This is a genomic window from Micromonospora sp. NPDC049523, assembly GCF_040676775.1.
Lineage (GTDB): Bacteria > Actinomycetota > Actinomycetes > Mycobacteriales > Micromonosporaceae > Micromonospora_G.
Window position 1 is genome coordinate 104733 of sequence record NZ_JBFAPP010000004.1, and the last position, 17981, is coordinate 122713.

At 70.1% G+C, this 17981-nt stretch carries 12 protein-coding genes; 5 read left to right on the forward strand and 7 right to left on the reverse strand.

The window, feature by feature from the left end:
• Position 1 precedes the first annotated feature (1 nt).
• The 3 genes from AB0J90_RS07275 to sodN all read right to left on the reverse strand — a co-directional run bounded on the left by AB0J90_RS07275 (position 2) and on the right by sodN (position 4967).
• Positions 2-3766 carry a S8 family serine peptidase gene (locus AB0J90_RS07275; protein WP_363593122.1) on the reverse strand — a complete coding sequence of 1255 codons (3765 nt, stop codon included), beginning with the start codon at positions 3764-3766 and terminating at the stop codon, positions 2-4.
• A gap of 257 nt (positions 3767-4023) precedes the next feature.
• Positions 4024-4455 (reverse strand): GNAT family N-acetyltransferase, encoded by a 432-nt coding sequence (locus AB0J90_RS07280; protein WP_363593655.1) that lies wholly within the window; start codon positions 4453-4455, stop codon positions 4024-4026.
• Positions 4456-4559: 104 nt separating this feature from the next.
• Positions 4560-4967 carry a superoxide dismutase, Ni gene (sodN, locus tag AB0J90_RS07285; protein WP_326562730.1) on the reverse strand — a complete coding sequence of 136 codons (408 nt, stop codon included), beginning with the start codon at positions 4965-4967 and terminating at the stop codon, positions 4560-4562.
• Positions 4968-5057: 90 nt separating this feature from the next.
• On the opposite strand from sodN, the gene AB0J90_RS07290 reads away from it, so the two are divergent.
• From AB0J90_RS07290 to AB0J90_RS07310, 5 genes are all read left to right on the forward strand, one after another.
• Complete coding sequence (locus AB0J90_RS07290) at positions 5058-5414, forward strand: S24/S26 family peptidase (RefSeq protein ID WP_363593657.1); 357 nt, start codon at positions 5058-5060, stop codon at positions 5412-5414.
• Between the two features lie 141 nt (positions 5415-5555).
• The gene (locus AB0J90_RS07295; RefSeq protein ID WP_363593124.1) at positions 5556-6734 is read left to right on the forward strand and encodes an NADP-dependent malic enzyme; all 1179 of its coding nucleotides are present in this window, start codon (positions 5556-5558) and stop codon (positions 6732-6734) included.
• 151 nt (positions 6735-6885) lie between these two features.
• Complete coding sequence (locus AB0J90_RS07300; RefSeq protein ID WP_363593126.1) at positions 6886-7848, forward strand: zinc-binding dehydrogenase; 963 nt, start codon at positions 6886-6888, stop codon at positions 7846-7848.
• 399 nt (positions 7849-8247) lie between these two features.
• The gene (locus AB0J90_RS07305) at positions 8248-9519 is read left to right on the forward strand and encodes a hypothetical protein (RefSeq protein ID WP_363593128.1); all 1272 of its coding nucleotides are present in this window, start codon (positions 8248-8250) and stop codon (positions 9517-9519) included.
• Positions 9520-10116: 597 nt separating this feature from the next.
• Entirely contained in the window at positions 10117-10293 is a 177-nt protein-coding gene (locus tag AB0J90_RS07310; RefSeq protein ID WP_363593130.1) for a hypothetical protein, read from the forward strand.
• 68 nt (positions 10294-10361) lie between these two features.
• On the opposite strand, the gene AB0J90_RS07315 is transcribed toward AB0J90_RS07310, so the two are convergent.
• The 4 genes from AB0J90_RS07315 to AB0J90_RS07330 all read right to left on the reverse strand — a co-directional run bounded on the left by AB0J90_RS07315 (position 10362) and on the right by AB0J90_RS07330 (position 17746).
• Positions 10362-11531, reverse strand: coding sequence for an acetate kinase (locus AB0J90_RS07315; protein WP_363593132.1), 1170 nt, complete (start codon positions 11529-11531; stop codon positions 10362-10364).
• A 2-nt stretch (positions 11532-11533) separates the two neighbouring features.
• Positions 11534-13633: a phosphate acetyltransferase gene (gene pta / locus AB0J90_RS07320; protein WP_363593134.1), complete on the reverse strand. Its 2100-nt coding sequence runs from the start codon at positions 13631-13633 to the stop codon at positions 11534-11536.
• 82 nt (positions 13634-13715) lie between these two features.
• The gene (locus tag AB0J90_RS07325) at positions 13716-13895 is read right to left on the reverse strand and encodes a DUF6104 family protein (RefSeq protein WP_121156858.1); all 180 of its coding nucleotides are present in this window, start codon (positions 13893-13895) and stop codon (positions 13716-13718) included.
• Between the two features lie 80 nt (positions 13896-13975).
• A complete protein-coding gene (locus AB0J90_RS07330; RefSeq protein ID WP_363593136.1) occupies positions 13976-17746 on the reverse strand; it encodes a multifunctional oxoglutarate decarboxylase/oxoglutarate dehydrogenase thiamine pyrophosphate-binding subunit/dihydrolipoyllysine-residue succinyltransferase subunit in 3771 nt (1256 codons plus the stop codon).
• Between the last annotated feature and the right edge of the window lie 235 nt (positions 17747-17981).

Consider the following 17981-nt stretch of genomic DNA (forward strand, 5'->3'; position numbering starts at 1 on the left):
CTCAGCGCAGGCCGTACGCCCGGATCACGGTCTGGGTGACCGCGTTGCCGGACCGGTCGGTGGCCTTGACCCGCAGCGACACCGTGCCCCTGCCGGCCGGGATCGTCGCCCGGTAGTCCGTGCCGTCCCCGGACACCCGCGCCTTCTTCCAGGTGCGTCCCTCGTCGAACGACACGTCGACGGCCAGCTCGGTGCCGCGCGGCGCCGACAGACCGTCCTGGCTGCGCAGGCTCAGACCGAGCGTGTGCTGCCGGTCGCTCGCCCGGCCGTTCGCGTCCACCGGCGCCGCGTAGTCGACCTGCAACAGCGGCAGCGGCCTGGCCCGGTCACCGGACTGCTGACCGGAGCGGAAGTCCCACACCGTCTCGGTACGGGTACCCCAGCTCCACTCCTCGCCGTCGCGTTGGGTGGTCAACGCCAACCGGTACCGAGCCTCCGGGCCGGTGGTGGTGACATCCTGGCGCGCGTTCGGCAACTCGGCCAGCAGCTTGCCGTTGCGCCACAGCTTCGCCTCGACCTGCGTCGCCTCACCGATGGTGAAGTGGCCGTCGGAGTCGACGAACTCGGGCACCCGCAGCGCGAACGCGTTCCCGGTGCGGGTGGAGACCAGCTCCGGCACCCCGGCCGGCGACGCCGGCCGGACCACCGGGGCGATCCAGCTCTCCTGCGACCTACCGGCACGGTAGGAAGTGGGCGGCTCGGTCATCCCATTCGCCAGCGCACCGAAGTCGTTCCACGGCCAGTCGTGCGCCACCCGGTGCTGCCACAGTGAGTCCCCGCTGGTCACCCACTCCTCGCGGACCTTCGGGGTCTCGACGAAGCGGGACGAGTCGTTCCACGAAAACGTCTGCCAGGGGCGCCATCCGAATCGCTGCTCCTTCTGCCAAGGGATACCGCCGTTGTCGGCGTAACTGGAGGTGATCCGTACCGAGTTGGCTTCGGTCACCCGGTAGACGATCCGGTCCGGAACCCGGCCGGTCTCGACATGCTGGACGTCGTACAGGTAGGGGCTGGAGGTGGTCAGGGTCAGCTCCAACTTGGCCCGGCCCTTGGCCGCGCGGGCGATCAGCTTCTCCCCGGCGTCGGCCGTCACAGCCAGCATCGGGATCGCCTCCCGGTCACCGGTCGGCCGCCACACCGTCCAGGCCGACCAGTCCGCCGGGCGGACCATCAGGGTCACCGCCGCACCGGCGGCAGCCGCGGCAGCGGTCACCTCGCCCTCGCTCGGCGCCTCCTCGCCACCCGGCTCGTTCGCCGAGCGGATCAGGACCGCGGCGCCGCGTACCTTCGCCGCCGCCAGTTCGGCCGGCGTACCCCGGCCGGCGTAGACCAGCGGGAACTCACGCTTGCCGGCGTACGCCGGGGACTGCCCGGTCAGGTTGATGTCCAGCGGACCGGACACCCCGTCGACCTTGGCCTGCACCATCGGCGCGACGAGCTGCCAGCGGGAGGAGAACTCGAACTTCCCACTGGAGACCCGCTTCGTCGGGGTGACGTTGACCTGCTGGACGGTGCTGAAATGCATCGTCCCGACGTCCATCTGCCGGCCGGTGCCGGTCACCCGGTGCACGTAGTAGCTCAGCACCGCCTGCTGCTCGGACGGCTTGGGCGTCTCGATCCGGATCGGGGTGCCCTTGCGGGCGTCGAGCAGCACCTCGATGTCCCGGTCGACCCGCAACTCCGGGTCGACGATCGCGGTCGCCTGCTCGTTCTGCACACCGCCGTCGGAGATCAGCGCGTTCAGCAGGTAGCTGCCCTCCTCGAGCTGCACCTGCTGGGTCGTGCCCTCCCACAGGAAACCGAGGAAGTCCGAGCGGCTGCTGTCGCCCTGGAGCAGGACGAACGGCACCGCCACCGGCTTGCCGGCGCGATCCACCGCCCGCAGGGTCACCGTGTGCCGGGGCCCCTCCGAGGTGACCGCCAGCGCCGTCGTGACGAGTACGCCACCCGGCCCGGTCGCGGTGACCCAGCCGCCGTACTGGCCGGGGGCGAGCTTGGCCAGGTCGACCGTGACCGGTACGTCCACCGACCCGCCGGCCGGTACGGTGACCGTGCCGCTGCCGGTGGTGACGGCACCGTTCTGCGGGGCCTTGGTGCCGAGGTTCGACACGTCCACGGCGAGCGTGAGCGTCACCGGCGCCGTCCCGTCGTTGGTGTACGTCACCGTCCGGCTGACCGGCGCGGTGTCCGGTCCGGCGCCCGTGTGCAGCCCGAAGTCGGCCACCCCGGTGGCGAACACCCGCTGGCTCACCGCACGGGCCACGTCCACCCGACCGGCACCCTCGGCGAACACCGACAGTTCCCTGTTCGTACGGGCCGTGCTGACCAGTGCGTTCTTCAGTCGTGCCGGCGACCAGTCGGGGTGCTGCTGGGCCAGGAGTACGGCCGCACCCGCCACGTGCGGGGTGGCCATCGAGGTGCCGGACGCGGCCGTGTAGAGGTCGTCGACCGGCGTACCCATGGTGGTGCCGGTGGCACGGGCGGCGACGATGTCCACACCCGGAGCGGTGATCTCCGGCTTCAGGCCCTCGTCACCGAGGCGCGGGCCCCGGCTGGAGAACTCGGCCAGCGACTCGTCCCGGTCCACCGCGCCGACGGTCAGCGCCGACGGGGCGACACCGGGCGAACCGACGGTGTAGTCCGCGCCCTCGTTGCCGGCGGCGATCACGAACAGGGTGCCGTCCTCGGCGGTGATCCGGTCGACCGCTTGGCTCATCGGGTCACTGCCGTCGGTTCCACCACCGCCGAGGCTCATGTTGATGACCGCCGCGCCCTGGTCGGCGGCCCACTCCATGCCGGAGATGATCCACGACTCGTAGCCGCTGCCGTCGTCGCCGAGCACCTTGCCGACCAGCAGGCTCGCGCCCGGGGCCACCCCCTTGCGGGTGCCGCCGGACCCGGCGCCGGTGCCGGCCACGGTCGCCGCCACGTGGGTGCCGTGGCCGAAGTGGTCGGTGGTGTCGGCGCTGTCGGAGAAGTTCTGCGCGAGCGCCACCTTGCCGGCGATGTCGGGGTGGGTCTGGTCGATGCCGGTGTCGAGCACGGCTACCTTGACCCCGGTGCCGTCGAAGCCGGCCTGCCAGGCGGCGGGCGCGCCGATCTGGGCGGTACTCCGGTCGAGCACCGGGTGGACCTTGCCGTCGAGCCAGATCTGGCTGATCCCGTTGCCGAACGCGGGTGTACCGGAGCCGGTCGACCGGGCGCCGGGTGCGGTCGTCGCGGGTGCGGCGGCCTGCCAGAAGCCGGCCAGCGAGTCCTTGCGGGCGGTCAGTGCGGCACCGCCGATGCTGGCCAGCGGGCGGGCGGCGGTGGTGCCGGCGAGGGCGCGGGCCGTGCTGGCGGCGCCGGGGTCCCGGTACCGGACGATGAGCGGCAGGTTGGCCGCCGAACCGTCGCCGTAACCGTCGGCGATCAGCTCCTCGACGTCGAACAGGTCCGCGTCCAGGGTGCCCGCGGAGACGTACGGGACGACGTCGCTGGGCAGCACCCGCATCCCGCCGTCGACCTCGACGGTGTGGAAGGTGATCCCCTCCCGGCCGGGGGCGGGGTGGACCGAGGCGGCGTACCGGCCACCGCCGGCCGGGGCGACCTCGACGACGTCACCGGTGATCAGGGTGACCTTGGACGAGCCGCCGGTCGACAGGCTCGGCGCCGCTCCCGGCGGTACGGCCGTCGATGGCGCGGCCGATGCCGGTGGGGTACCGGCGGCGGTGATCGCGAGTACGGCCACCAAGCCGGCGGCCGTACGACGCAGGGGGGTGGACATGTCCCAGACTCCTCAGGTTCAGCGGACCGCCATAGAAATGGCGACAGCTCGGAGTCTGTGGCTGGAATATTTCGCCGGTCCCGTATCGGCGGTGCCGCAGAGGCGACATGGCGCTAAGTGGACATCCCGTCGCAGCACCGGGTAAACCAGCTATCAACAGTTGGTGATCGATCGATAGTGTGCGACGACCTGCATCTAGGTCTGCGGGCAGCACTCATCGCCGGCAGGATGGCTGCCGGCGGGGGGATCGGGAGTCGTCAGTCGGCGTGCCGGGCGAGATCGGTCAGCGCTGCGCCGGTAAGCCGGTACGGCAGCCACTCGTCCATCGCGGCGGCACCGATCGAGTGGTAGAACTCGCGGGCCGGGTTCCAGTCGAGCACCCACCAGTCCAGCCGCTGGTAACCGCGCTCGACGCAGACGGCGGCCAGGGTGGCGAGCAGCCTTCGGCCCGTACCGGTGCCCCGGGCCGCCGGCCGGACGTAGAGGTCCTCCAGGTAGATCCCGTGTACGCCGCGCCAGGTGGAGAAGTTGAGGAACCAGAGCGCGAAACCGAGCGGCTCACCGTCGGCGTCGAGCGCGACATGGCCGAACAGCGCCGGCTGCTCGGCGAAGAGAGCCGCGTGTAGCTGCTCCTCGGTGAGGTGGCACTCGTCGGGGGCGCGCTCGTAGTCGGCCAGCTCGTGCACCATCGCGACGATGGCCGGCACGTCCGAGGGACGCGCCGGCCGAATCGCGGGTGGGGGACTCGCGTCCCCCCGGTCGGCTTGTGGCCGGCCGGTGGAAACAGTGGAGCTCACGCCTGCTTGGTCTCCCAGAAGATCTTCGAGATCTCGTCGATCTTCTGCAGCAGTTCGTCGGCCTTGGCCGGGTCGGTCGACGCCTTGGCGCCGCCGCCGCCACCGGCCAGCTTGGTGGCCTCGTTGAACAGCGAGTGCAGGTTCGGGTACTTCTCGAAGTGCGGCGGCTTGAAGTAGTCGGTCCAGAGCACCCACAGGTGGTGCTTGACCAGCTCAGCGCGCTGTTCCTTGATGATCAGGGCACGGGTCCGGAACTCCGGGTCCGTGTTGGCCTGGTACTTCTCGCAGATCGCCTTTACGGACTCGGCCTCAATCCGAGCCTGAGCCGGGTCGTAGACCCCGCAAGGCAGGTCGCAGTGGGCGTGCGCGACGAAACGTGGTGTGAGGATGCGTGGAAGTCGCATCAAGGCCCTCCGTGGGATGTTTGCGATGATCCGAGACGACATTACTCCTGACTTACGTCCCCAGGGGCGGGGAGGTGAAACCTGGTGCGGATGGGACCAGCGGGAAATCGACCGGACCGGCCGGTGCCGTCGGGGCGTGGGCTGTTCGCCGTACTCGTGGTCGGTCCGTCCATGGTGCCGACGCTGCGTCACGGCGACGCGGTGCTGGTACGGCGCCGTGGTCGCGCCGTCCGGCCCGGTGACGTGGTCGTCGCGATCTTCCGCAGCCGCCCCGACCTGGTTGTGGTCAAGCGGGTGGTGCGCGCCGAGGACGGCGGCTGGTGGCTGCACGGTGACAATCCGCTGATCACGGACGACTCCCGAGCGTACGGAGTGGCCGATGTGCTCGGTCGGGTGGTGCTGCGGTACTGGCCGCGCCTGCGGAGGTTCGGTTACCACTCGGTATGACCCTGCTCACAGGTACGGTAAACAGACGACAGTATGCTCATTGGCCGTGCCTGGGTGACCCCCCGCACCGCACCGCCGGTCTTTCGCCGACCTCGCGTCGAGCCGGTTGGGTCCAACTGCTCGACGAATCCTGGAGTTCCCATGTCATCGTCTTCTGTGGATCATGCTGATCCGGTTTTCGAACTGCACCGAGGCGGCAAGCTGGCGGTGGCCTCGACGGTACCGCTGACCAGTCGGGAAGACCTGTCGCTCGCGTACACCCCCGGGGTTGCCCGGGTCTGCGAGGCGATCGCGGCCGACCCGGCACTGGTCGACGACTACACCTGGGTCTCGCACACGGTGGCCGTGGTGACCGACGGCTCGGCCGTACTCGGGCTGGGCAACATCGGTCCCCGCGCGGCGATGCCGGTGATGGAGGGCAAGGCGGTGCTGTTCAAGCAGTTCGGCGGCGTCGACGCGGTGCCGATCTGCCTGGACACGCAGGACGTGGAAGAGATCATCTCGGTGGTGACCGCGCTGGCCCCGTCGTTCGGCGGGATCAACCTGGAGGACATCAGCGCACCCCGCTGCTTCGAGATCGAGCGCCGGCTGGAGGAGACGCTGCCGATCCCGGTCTTCCACGACGACCAGCACGGCACCGCGATCGTGGTGCTCGCCGCCCTGCGCAACGCGGCCACGTTGCTCAACCGCAAGCTCGGCGACCTGCGGGTGGTGATCAGCGGCGCGGGCGCGGCCGGCGTCGCGGTGACCAGGATGCTGGCCGCGGGCGGGGTCAACCCCGACGACATCGTGGTCTGCGACTCGCGCGGCATCCTGCACCCGGAACGCGACGGGCTCACCCAGGTCAAGGCGGAGCTGGCCGGGTTCACCAACTCCGCGCGCCGGCAGGGTGACATCACCGCCGCGCTGCACGACGCCGACGTGCTGATCGGTGTCTCCGGCGGCCAGATCCCGGAGGCGGCGATCGCCGGCATGGCGTCGGGCGGCATCGTCTTCGCCCTGGCCAACCCCACCCCGGAGGTGCACCCGGACGTCGCGGGCCGGCACGTCGCGGTGGTCGCCACCGGCCGCAGCGACTTCCCGAACCAGATCAACAACGTGCTCGCCTTCCCCGGGATCTTCCGGGGCGCGCTCGACGCGCGGGCCACCCGGATCACCGACGGCATGAAGGTGGCCGCCGCCGACGCGATCGCCGCGGTGGTCGCCGAGAACCTGACCGCGGACGCGATCGTCCCGTCGCCGCTCGACCCGCGGGTCGCCCCGGCGGTCGCCGAGGCGGTCCTGGACGCTGCCCGCCGCGACGGCGTCGCCCGCGCCTGAGTGTGCCCAAGGGGTCCCTTCCTATCGCTTCGCGGGTAGGGAGGGACCCTTGGCCATCTCCGGGATCGCTTCGCGTGATGGCTGGTCAGGGGGCCGGGCGGTGGGGGCGGCGCGGGCGGGGCGGTTCCGGTGGTGGGCCGGCGCTGTTAGCGTGCGGATCATGCGTGCTGCCTTCGCCTCCACGTTCGATGCCGACAATCCGCTCGCCGCGCTCACCGTCGGTGATCGTCCGGAGCCGGTGCACCCGGCCGACGACTGGGTGACCGTGGAGGTCAGGGCCAGCTCCCTCAACCGGCACGACCTGTGGTCGCTGGTCGGGGTCGGGCTGAGCGCGGAGCAGTTGCCGATGATCCTCGGCTGCGATGCCGCCGGCATCGACCCGGACGGCAACGAGGTGCTCGTCTACCCGGTGGTGCTGGACCCGGCCGACCCCCGTGGCGTGTCGATCCTGTCGGAGAAGTTCCAGGGCACGCTGGCCGAGCGGGTCGCGGTGCCGAGGGGGAACCTGGTGCCCGTACCGGCGGGGCTCTCGCTCACCGACGTGGCCTGCCTGCCGACGGCCTGGCTGACCGCGTACCGGATGCTCACCGACCGGGGGCGGGTCGACGAGGGTGACGCGGTGCTGGTCCAGGGCGCCGGGGGCGGGGTGGCGACCGCCGCCGTGGTGCTCGCGGTGGCGATGGGCAAGCGGGTGTACGCGACCAGCCGCGACGCCGCCAAGCGGGACCGGATCGCCGCGCTCGGTGCGACGGCGGTGGCTCCCGGAGCCCGGCTGCCGGAGCGGGTCGACGTGGTGATCGAGACGGTCGGCGCGGCGACGTTCGACCACTCGATGAAGTCCGCCAGGCCGGGCGCCCGGATCGTGGTGTCGGGGGCGACCTCGGGTCACGAGCCGAAGGTGAACCTGCGTCGGGTGTTCGCGCTGCAGTTGGAGATCCTCGGCACCTCGATGGGTACGCCCGCCGAATTGGCCGAGCTGCTCGCGTTCTGTGCCGACCGGGGGATCCGTCCGGTGGTCGACTCGGTCTACGGGTTCTCCCAGGTGGCCGACGCGTTCGCCCGGCTGCAGTCGGGCGAGGTGTTCGGCAAGGTGGTGCTCGACCACACCCGGTGAGCCGACCGTCCGCTTCGGACGGCGATGCCCCACCTTTCGCCCAGGGTAGCGGGCCGAACACGCGCGACCCCGCGATTTGGAAATCCGGACCTTTCTCCCTGGGCAAAGCAGGGCAAACGAGCGGCATAAGGCCCCTGAAAAGCGGAGATAAGCCTTGGGAAAGGCCCCCTTTAGGAAAACTAAAGGTTCGGTTTCCGATCTCCTTGTGATACCCCATGGTCACCTTGAGTGCGCGGTACAGTCATGCGGTTCTGCTCTGCTGATTGCGGACTATATGTAGGTCGAAGGGGTTAGATCTTGAGGTTCTCGGCGGCGCACACAGATAATGAACAAGCATCACGATCCTCGCGAGGCGGGCATAAGTTATTTAGCCGCCGGCCGCGTTCATTGTTGGTAATTTTGACGACCCTTGTTATTGCCGTTGCCGGCATCGGGGTGGCCGTCGCGGGCAGCCGTGACGGTTCGATGGCGGTCTACAAGGACGGCACCGTGATCGACGGCGCCGTGGTCAACGGCTACATACACGTACGGGCGAACAACGTCACGATCAAGAATTCGACGATCCGCTACGGCGGGGCATCACACGCGTTGCGGGTTTTCGACGGTTTTTCCGGCACCGTGGTCGAGGACACCAAGATTCATTGCGGTTCGGCCCGTACCAATGGCCTGGTCTTCGGCAACTACACCGCCCGGCGGGTGCAGATCTTCGGCTGCCGCAACGGCTTCATGTATTCCGACTCCGCCCCCGCGACGATTGTCGAGTCGACCTGGAACGGCAAGGCGGTGAACGCCGGAGCCGAGATCGGACCGAACCCCGAACCGCCGCCGTCGGAGTCGACCGCCACCCCCAGCGCCCGCCCCAGCGCCAGCCGTACCACCGCACCGCCCGCCGCCAGCGCACCGCCGCCGCGCGAGGTCGCCGGCCGCATCCCGGAATCGTTCCCCGGCCCGGACACCACCGGCGTACCGGCCGGCACCACGCTCAAGGCCTCCGGCTCGATCAACGCGACCAAGGACGGCCAGGTCTTCACCGGACTCGACATCAAGGGCTGCGTGACCGTCACCGCCAAGAACGTGATCCTGCGGAAGTCGCGGATCAGCTGCGGCGGCCTCTACTCGATCAGGACCCTCGGTGGCGCGGCCAACCTGCTGGTCGAGGACGTCGAGATCAACGGCCAGGCCAAGAACTCCGCGGCCGTCTGCTGCGGCGACTACACGCTGCGCCGGGTGGAGATCACCAACACGATCGACGGCCCGCGCCTGGGCAGCAACACGGTGATCGAGAACTCCTGGATCCACCACCTCGCCCGGACCAGCGGCTCGCACAACGACGCGTTGCAGACCACCGGCGCCTCGAACATCGTGGTACGCGGCAATTCGCTGGAGACGTACAACCCGACGACGGGGGATCCGTTCAACGCCTGCATCATGATCGGCTCGACCACCGGGCCGAGCGTGAACAACCTGACCTTCGAGCAGAACTACTGCAACGGCGGTAACTACTCGATCGGGATCCGCGACGACCTCAAGGGCACCAACATCCAGTTCCGGCAGAACGTCTTCGGCCGGAACTACCGCTTCGGTGTGGTGGCCCGTCCCGGCCAAGCCGGGATCAGCTGGGACAAGGCAAGCAACGTCTGGGTGGACAACCGCAAGCCGGTGGTCCCGTAGCTCTACCCGCGCCACCCCCCATCGCGGGCCCGTGTTTACGCACGGGCCCGCGATGCTTTCGTTCACGGGGGAGGCGGTGGCCCTGTCCAGGGGCGGCGTCGCGCGTGGGAGAGCGGGCGGGCGGTACCGCGGCCGGGAGTGAGCGTACGCACGCCGACCGCGTACGTTCTCTCCGGCGCTCGGCGGGTTGCGGTGCGGTGCACACGCGCCCCGGGGCGGCGACCGCCCGCCCGCGACCGGTGTGCGTGTGCGACCGGGCGGGATGACAGACCCGATCCACGGTCGTTTCCGCGCACCACATTGACCGTAAGCGTCCGCTCCGCCGTACGCGGCCACCCTTCCGGCTGTGGTACGGCGGCCAGCCGGTCGATGTTGGCCAGCCACCTCGGTGGCCGCAGCGCCGCCGGACGGGCCACGCGGTGGCGGTACGGGTCGCGGGGCGTAACCCGGCGCGTCGCCCGGCTACGCCCGGTGGTTCTCGAAGATCCGGGTACCCCAGCCGATTACGGTGGGATTCACCCGGTTCAGTACGGACCCGAGCGCCCTCGTCGCCAGCACTCGACCGACTTCCAGCGGCTGTTCGCTATGGTCTTCGGCATGCCTGACAGTTACCAGGACCCCAGTGGCAACACCGAGGCGTTCCGTGCCTTCGCGCACCCGTCCGCCGAACCGCCCGCCGCGGCCGCCAAGCCGTCGCCGAACCTACCCCTGATCATCGGCGCAGCCATCGCCGCAGTGGTAGTCCTCGCCCTAATCGCCTGGCTAGCCTTCTGACCCCACCGCCTCGTTGATCATGAAGTTGGCGCGACGACACGCCGATGCCGAGCGCGCCAACTTCATGATCAACCGGGAGGGCGGGGGGTGAGGAGGCGGGTGGTTTGGTGGGCTATCTCTAGTTCCTCGTTGGTGGCTATCACGTAGACGGGGGTGGGGGAGGTGTCGGGGGAGATGGGGCGGTCCCCGGACTGGTTGTTGTTGCGGTCCGGGTCGATGGTTATGCCCAGGTGGGTCAGGTTTTCCAGGGCGGCGGCGCGGACGGGGGCGGCGTGTTCGCCCACACCGGCCGTGAAGGTGATCGCGTCGAGCCGGCCGAGCAGCGCGTAGTAACCGCCGACGTAGAACCGGATCCGCTGGCAGTAGACCTGGAAAGCCAGCTCCGCGGCCGGGTCGCCGGCCGCCCGGCGGCGCAGCACCTCGCGCATGTCGTTCGCACCGGTGAGCCCGAGCAGGCCGCTGCGGTGGTTGAGCAGGTCGTCGATCTCGTCGACGGACAGGCCGGCGACCCGCTGGAGCTGGAGCACGACGGTCGGATCCAGGTCACCGCTGCGGGTACCCATCACCAGGCCCTCCAGCGGCGCCATCCCCATCGAGGTGGCGACGCTGCGGCCACCGGCGACCGCGCACGCGCTCGCCCCGTTGCCCAGGTGCAGCGTGATCGTGTTGACCTGCCCGTACGGCCGGCCGAGCAGCATGGCGGTACGCCGGGAGACGTACGCGTGTGAGGTGCCGTGGAAGCCGTATCGGCGGATGCCGTACCGGTGGGCGGTCTCCGTGTCGATCGCGTACGTGGCGGCGGCCTCGGGCAGGGTGCGGTGGAACGCGGTGTCGAAGACGGCCACCTGCGGCACACCGGGCAGCAGTTGTCGGGTCACCGCGATCCCGGTCAGGTTCGCCGGGTTGTGCAGCGGGGCCAGCGGCACCAGGTCGGTGATCTCCCCGAACACCTCGTCGTCGACCAGGGTCGGCTCGGCGAACCGCTGCCCACCGTGCACCACCCGGTGCCCGACCCCGGTCAGACCGGTCAGGTCGATCCGGTCCAGCACCTGCCGGACCGCACTCTCGTGGTTCGCCGGCCCGCCGCCCGGCTCGCCGATCCGCTCCACCGTGCCCTGGGCGAGCACCACCGGCCCGTCGCCACCGGCCACCGGTGTCTCGTCGTCGGCGTCGACACCGTCGTAGAGGCGGTACTTCAGCGACGAAGAACCGGAGTTGACCACGAGGATCCGGCTCATGACTACACCCCGTCCGGCTTGACCTCGGTGGCACCGGTTGCCGCAGCCTGGATCGCGGTGATCGCCACCGTGTTGACGATGTCCTTCACCGTCGCTCCCCGGGACAGGTCGTTCACCGGGCGGCGCAGGCCCTGCATCACCGGGCCGACCGCCACCGCGCCGGCCGAGCGCTGCACCGCCTTGTACGTGTTGTTGCCGGTGTTCAGGTCGGGGAAGACGAATACGGTGGCCCGGCCGGCGACCGTACTGCCGGGGAGTTTGGCGGCGGCCACCGCGGGGTCGATCGCGGCGTCGTACTGGATCGGTCCCTCGACCAGCAGATCCGGCCGGCGGGCCCGGACCAGTTCGGTGGCGGCCGCGACCTTCTCCACGTCGGCACCCGCGCCGGAAGCGCCGGTCGAGTACGACAGCATCGCCAGCCGGGGTTCGACCCCGAACTGGGCGGCGGTGTCGGCAGAAGAGAGCGCGATGTCGGCGAGCTGGGTCGCGTCCGGGTCCGGGTTGACCGCGCAGTCGCCGTACACCAGCACCCGGTCGGTCAGCAGCATGAAGAAGACGCTGGAGGCCACCGACACGTCCGGCACGGTACGGATGATCTCGAAGGCGGGGCGGATCGTCGCGGCGGTGGTGTGGGTGGCGCCGGAGACCATGCCGTCGGCGCGACCCTGGTGCACCATCATCGTGCCGAAGTAGTTCGGACTCGCCACCACGTCCTGGGCCAGGTCCAGGGTGGCGCCCCGGTGCGCGCGCAGGCGGACGTACTCGGCGGCGAACTCGTCCCGCCACGGGCTGGCAACCGGGTCGACCAGGTCGGCCTGCTCGATGTCGACGCCGATCTCACGGGCCTTCCGGCGGATCTCGTCCGGGTCGCCGAGCAGGGTCAGGTCGGCCACCCGACGGCGGAGCAGGATCTCGGTCGCGCGCAGGATCCGTTCGTCCGTACCCTCGGGCAGCACCAGCCGGCGCCGGACCGCGCGGGCCCGGTCGATCAGGTCGTACTCGAACATCAGCGGAGTGACCCGCGCGGACCGGGCGACCCGCAGCCGCCGGGCCAACTCGGGGGTGTCCACCGCGGCCTCGAAGGCGCCCAGGGCGGCCTCCACCTTGCGCGGGTTCGCGGCACTCGGTCGGCCCTCGATCCGGCTGGACGCGGCCACCGTGTGGTAACTGTCGCCGGGCACCGAGAGCACCGCCAGGCCGGTACGCAACCGCTCCACCAGCCGCATCACCCTCGGGTCCGGCTGTTCGCCGAGAGTGAGCACCAGTCCGGCCACCGAAACCTGACCGGCGACGTGCGCCGCGGCGGCGGCCACCAGCAGGTCGGCCCGGTCCCCCGGAGTGATCATCAGGGCGCCGTCGGTCAGGTGGTCGAGCAGGGTCGGCACGTGCGCCGCGCCGACCACGAAATCGAGCACGTCCCGCTCCAGCGCGGCCCGGTCACCGGTGAGCAGGGTGGCGCCGAGCGCCGTGGCGACCTCCGCCACCGTCGGCGCCGACACGGCCGGCACCTCGGGAATCGCGTACGCGGGCACCGGCAGCTCCGGCAGCGTCATCGCCACCGGCACCCGGTTGGCCACCACCGCCAGTACGGTCGCACCCAGGTCTTCCAGATCGTGGTACGCGCTGCGCGCCGCCGCCGCGATCGCCTCCGGCTCCTGCTCGAAGCCGTCCACCACCGGCACCACCACGCTGCCGAACTCGGTCGCCAGCCGGGCGTTGAAGGCGAGTTCGCGGGAGAGCCCGCCGGTTCCGCCCTCGGCCGCGTCGTCGAAGTCGCTGCCGACCACCACCACGGCCGGGCACCCGCGTTCGACCGTACGGTAGCGCTCCACGATCCGGGAGATCAGTTCCTCCCGCTGCCCGTCGGCGACCAGCCTGGACGCCTCGGCGTAGGTGGTGCCGTACAGGTCGTCGGCGGGGGTGTCGATCCGGTAGCGCTCGCGCAGCAGGGCCAGGATCGGGTCCTCTTCGGTGCCGCTGACCAGCGGCCGGAACACGCCGATCCGCTCGACCTGCCGGGAGAGGAGTTCGGCCAGCCCGAGTGCGATCGTCGACTTGCCGCCGCCGTGCCCCAGCCCGGCGATATAGACACTGCGTGCCACGCCCTCAACCTACAAGATCGGGCAGCCCGCCGGCTCGCTCCGGAGGAGGTCTATCCGGACACAGTCCGGCCGTGCCGGGTCGCTACTCGTCGTCCTCGTCGTCGAGCCGGGCCAGCCAGGTGGCGAACCGCTCGATCGGCGTCTCGAACTCGGGATTGAGGTCGACGAAGTCGCGCAGGCGCTCGCCGAGCCACTCCAGGGTGACGCTCTCGTCGCCCCGGCGTTCGACCAGTTCCTCGATACCCCGGTCGGTGAAGTACATGGTGGGTCCTCTCAGACTCCGGGGCGGATCGAGGTGTGAACCTCGATCCGCCCCGGTCTCAACTCAACGCGGTACGGCGATCAGGGGCGGGGCAGTGCCGCCTCGATCAGTGCACCCTGCTCGACCTCGTGCATCTTCGCCGAGCCCACCGCGGGGGCGGCGGCCGACGGACGGGAGATCCGCCGCAGCCGTACGCCTTCGAGGTGCTCCAGCAGGTTGAGCGCCACGAACGACCAGGCACCCTGGTTGGCCGGCTCCTCCTGCACCCAGGCGAAGTCCTCGGCGTTCGGGTACTCGGCCAGGGCCGCCTTGATCTCCTCGACCGGCAGCGGGTAGAGCTGCTCCATCCGTACGATCGCGGTGTCGGTGATCTTGCGCTCGTCGCGGGCCTGGAGCAGGTCGTAGTAGATCTTGCCGGTGCAGAGCAGCACCCGCTTGACCGCCTCCGGCTTGCCGATGGTCCGGTCGCCCAGCACCGGCTGGAAACCGCCGGTGGTGAAGTCCTCGACGTTCGAGACGCAGAGCTTGTGCCGCAGCAGCGACTTCGGCGTGAAGACCACCAGCGGCTTGCGCTTCTCCGACAGCGCCTGGCGGCGCAGCAGGTGGAAGTGGTTCGCCGGGGTGGTCGGGATCGCCACCCGCATGTTGTCCTCGGCGCACATCTGCAGGAAGCGCTCCGGCCGCCCGGAGGTGTGGTCCGGCCCCTGACCCTCGTGGCCGTGCGGCAGCAGCAGCGTCACCGCCGACTGCTGGCCCCACTTCACCTCGCTGGAGGAGATGAACTCGTCCACCACCGACTGGGCGCCGTTGGCGAAGTCACCGAACTGCGCCTCCCAGAGCACGAGCGCCTCGGTGTTCTCCACCGAGTAGCCGTACTCGAAGCCCATCGCGGCGTACTCGCTGAGCAGCGAGTCGTGCACGAAGAACCGGGACTTGTCGTTCGTCAGCGCGGACAGCGGCAGGTGCTCCCGGCCGGTCTTCGCGTCCACGATGACCGCGTGCCGCTGGACGAACGTGCCCCGGCGCGAGTCCTGTCCGGCGAGCCGGACGGTCACCCCGTCGTGCAGCAGCGAACCGAACGCGATGATCTCGCCGAAGCCCCAGTCGATGTTGCCGTCGGTGGCCATCTTGGCTCGCCGGTCGAGCAACTGCTGGATCCGCTTGTGCGGGGTGAAGCCCTCGGGCAGCGTCGTGTGCGCCGTGCCGATCGCGTGCACCACGTCCGCGCTGATCGCGGTTTCCACCTGCGGCTCCGGCTCGGCCTGGCGGCGCGGGCGGGTCGGCTGCCGGCCCGGCACCGCGGCGTCGCGGGTGGCCTTGAAGACCCGTTCGAGCTGGGCCTGGAAGTCGCGCAGCAACTCCTCGGCGTCCTCGACGGTGATGTCCCCGCGCCCGATCAGTTCCTCGGTGTAGAGCTTGCGGACCGACCGCTTCGAATCGATGATCTGGTACATCTGCGGGTTGGACATCGAGGGGTCGTCGCCCTCGTTGTGACCGCGCCGCCGGTAGCAGACCATGTCGATCACGACGTCCTTGTTGAACGCCTGGCGGTACTCGAAGGCCAGCCGGGCGACCCGGACCACGGCCTCCGGGTCGTCCCCGTTGACGTGGAAGATCGGCGCCTGGATCATCCGGGCGACGTCGGTGCTGTAGAGGCTGGACCGCGAGTATTCCGGGGCGGTGGTGAAGCCGACCTGGTTGTTGACCACCACGTGCACGGTGCCGCCGGTGCGGTAGCCCCGCAGCTGCGACAGGTTGAGCGTCTCGGCCACCACACCCTGCCCGGCGAACGCGGCGTCGCCGTGCACCGCCACCGGCAGCACGGTGTAGCCCTCCAGGCGCAGGTCGATCCGGTCCTGCTTGGCCCGGACGATGCCCTCGAGCACCGGGTCGACCGCCTCCAGGTGCGAGGGGTTGGCGGTCACCGACACCTTGATCGCGTGCTCGCCGTCCGGCGTGGTGAACTTGCCGGCCTGGCCGAGGTGGTACTTCACGTCACCCGAGCCCTGGGTCGAGCGCGGGTCGAGGTGCCCCTCGAACTCGGAGAAGATCTTCTCGTACGGCTTGCCGACGATGTTGGCGAGCACGTTCAGCCGGCCCCGGTGGGCCATGCCGATGACGACCTCGTCCAGCGAGCCCTCGGCCGCGGCCTCCAGCACCTCGCCGAGCAGCGGGATCAGCGACTCGCCGCCCTCCAGCGAGAAGCGCTTCTGGCCGACGTACTTGGTCTGCAGGAAGGTCTCGAACGCCTCGGCCGCGTTCAGCCGGTTGAGTACGTGCTTCTGCTCGTCCGCCGACGGCTTTTCGTATTTCCGCTCGATCCGGTCCTGGATCCAGCGCCGCTCCTCCGGGTCCTGGATGTGCATGTACTCCACGCCGACGCGGCGGCAGTAGGAGTCACGCAGCACCCCGAGGACCTCGCGGAGCTTCATCTTCTGCTTGCCGTTGAAGCCGCCGACCGGGAAGTAGCGGTCCAGGTCCCAGAGGGTCAGGCCGTGCTGGAGCACGTCCAGGTCCGGGTGCTTGCGGATCTTGAACTCGAGCGGGTCGGTGTCGGCCATCAGGTGACCGCGCACCCGGTACGCGTGGATGATCTCGATGACCCGGGCGGTCTTGTTGATCTGACCCTCGGAGCTCACCGCGACGTCGCGCATCCAGCGCACCGGCTCGTACGGGATCCGCAGCGAGGTGAAGATCTCGTCGAAGAAGCCGTGCTCGCCCAGGATCAGCTCGTGCATGACCTTCAGGAACTCGCCGGACTGGGCGCCCTGGATGATCCGGTGGTCGTACGTGCTGGTCAGCGTGATGATCTTGCTGACGGCCAGTTCGGCCAGGGTCTCCTCGGACATGCCCTGGTACGGCGCCGGGTACTCCATCGCGCCGACACCGATGATCGTGCCCTGCCCGACCATCAGCCGGGGCTGGGAGTGCACGGTGCCGATCCCGCCCGGGTTGGTCAGCGAGATCGTCGTGCCGCCGTAGTCCTCCATGGTCAGCTCGTTGCGGCGGGCCCGGCGGACGACGTCCTCGTAGGCCTGCCAGAACTGACGGAAGTCCATCTGCTCGCACGCCTTGATCGACGGCACCACCAGGTTGCGCGAGCCGTCCGGCTTGGCCAGGTCGATCGCGATGCCCAGGTTGACGTGCTCCGGCTTGACCATCACCGGCTTGCCGTCGACCTCGGCGTACGAGTGGTTCATCTCGGGGTGCTCGGCCAGCGCCCGGACCAGGGCGTACCCGATCAGGTGGGTGAAGCTGACCTTGCCGCCCCGACCCCGCGCAAGGTGGTTGTTGATCACGATGCGGTTGTCGACCACGAGCTTCGCCGGCACCGCGCGCACGCTGGTCGCGGTCGGCACCGACAGCGAGGCGTCCATGTTCTGCACGATCTTCGCCGCGACACCGCGCAACGGGGTGGTGCTGCTGCCCGCGGCGGGCGGCTGGGCCGGTGCGGCCTTCGGCTTCGCCGGGGCGGCGGCCGGGGCGGCGGCCGGGGCGGTGGCCTTCGGCGCCGGCTCGGCCGGAGCCGGCTTCGGTGCGGCGGGCTTCGGCTCGGCGGCCGGAGCGGTCGCCGGCTGGGTCTTCGCGGCTGCCGGGGGCACGCTGGCCGCTTCCTTCTTCACCCCCGGTGCCGGCTTGGCCGCTGCTGCTGTCTTCGGACCCGACCCGTTGCCGTCAGCCGCGGCTGTAGCCGTGTCGGTTGCCGGACGGTAGTCGGCAAAGAAGTCGTGCCAGGCTGAATCGACGCTGGTGGGGTCGGCGAGGTAACGCTGGTACATCTCCTCGACGACCCACTCGTTCGGGCCGAAACCCGCCAGTGGGTTCTCCTGCGAAGTCTGCTGGGTCGACACGGCCAGTGATCGCCTCTTTCACGCGGGTTCTGCGGTTCACGCGGGTTCTGCCACCGCCTGGTACCGGGGTCAGAAATCACTGTCCAGGCTACGCCGTACGCTATCGGCCGGCATTGCCGCATCCGGCCCGTGTCGCGATTCACAGCGTGAAGGTCTTGTTCACCTGGTATTCAAGCCGCTGAGGCCGGCCGGTCGCGGCGGTCTGGGCCGGCGTACCGGGCCACGATCGATGCCG

Coding starts and splice junctions, on each gene's coding strand:
- AB0J90_RS07290 (WP_363593657.1), top strand. CDS start 5,058: ATGGGACCAGCGGGAAATCGACCGGACCGGCCGGTGCCGTCGGGGCGT.
- AB0J90_RS07275 (WP_363593122.1), bottom strand. CDS start 3,766: ATGTCCACCCCCCTGCGTCGTACGGCCGCCGGCTTGGTGGCCGTACTC.
- AB0J90_RS07315 (WP_363593132.1), bottom strand. CDS start 11,531: ATGAGCCGGATCCTCGTGGTCAACTCCGGTTCTTCGTCGCTGAAGTAC.
- AB0J90_RS07310 (WP_363593130.1), top strand. CDS start 10,117: ATGCCTGACAGTTACCAGGACCCCAGTGGCAACACCGAGGCGTTCCGT.
- sodN (WP_326562730.1), bottom strand. CDS start 4,967: ATGCGACTTCCACGCATCCTCACACCACGTTTCGTCGCGCACGCCCAC.
- AB0J90_RS07325 (WP_121156858.1), bottom strand. CDS start 13,895: ATGTACTTCACCGACCGGGGTATCGAGGAACTGGTCGAACGCCGGGGC.
- AB0J90_RS07295 (WP_363593124.1), top strand. CDS start 5,556: ATGTCATCGTCTTCTGTGGATCATGCTGATCCGGTTTTCGAACTGCAC.
- AB0J90_RS07280 (WP_363593655.1), bottom strand. CDS start 4,455: ATGGTGCACGAGCTGGCCGACTACGAGCGCGCCCCCGACGAGTGCCAC.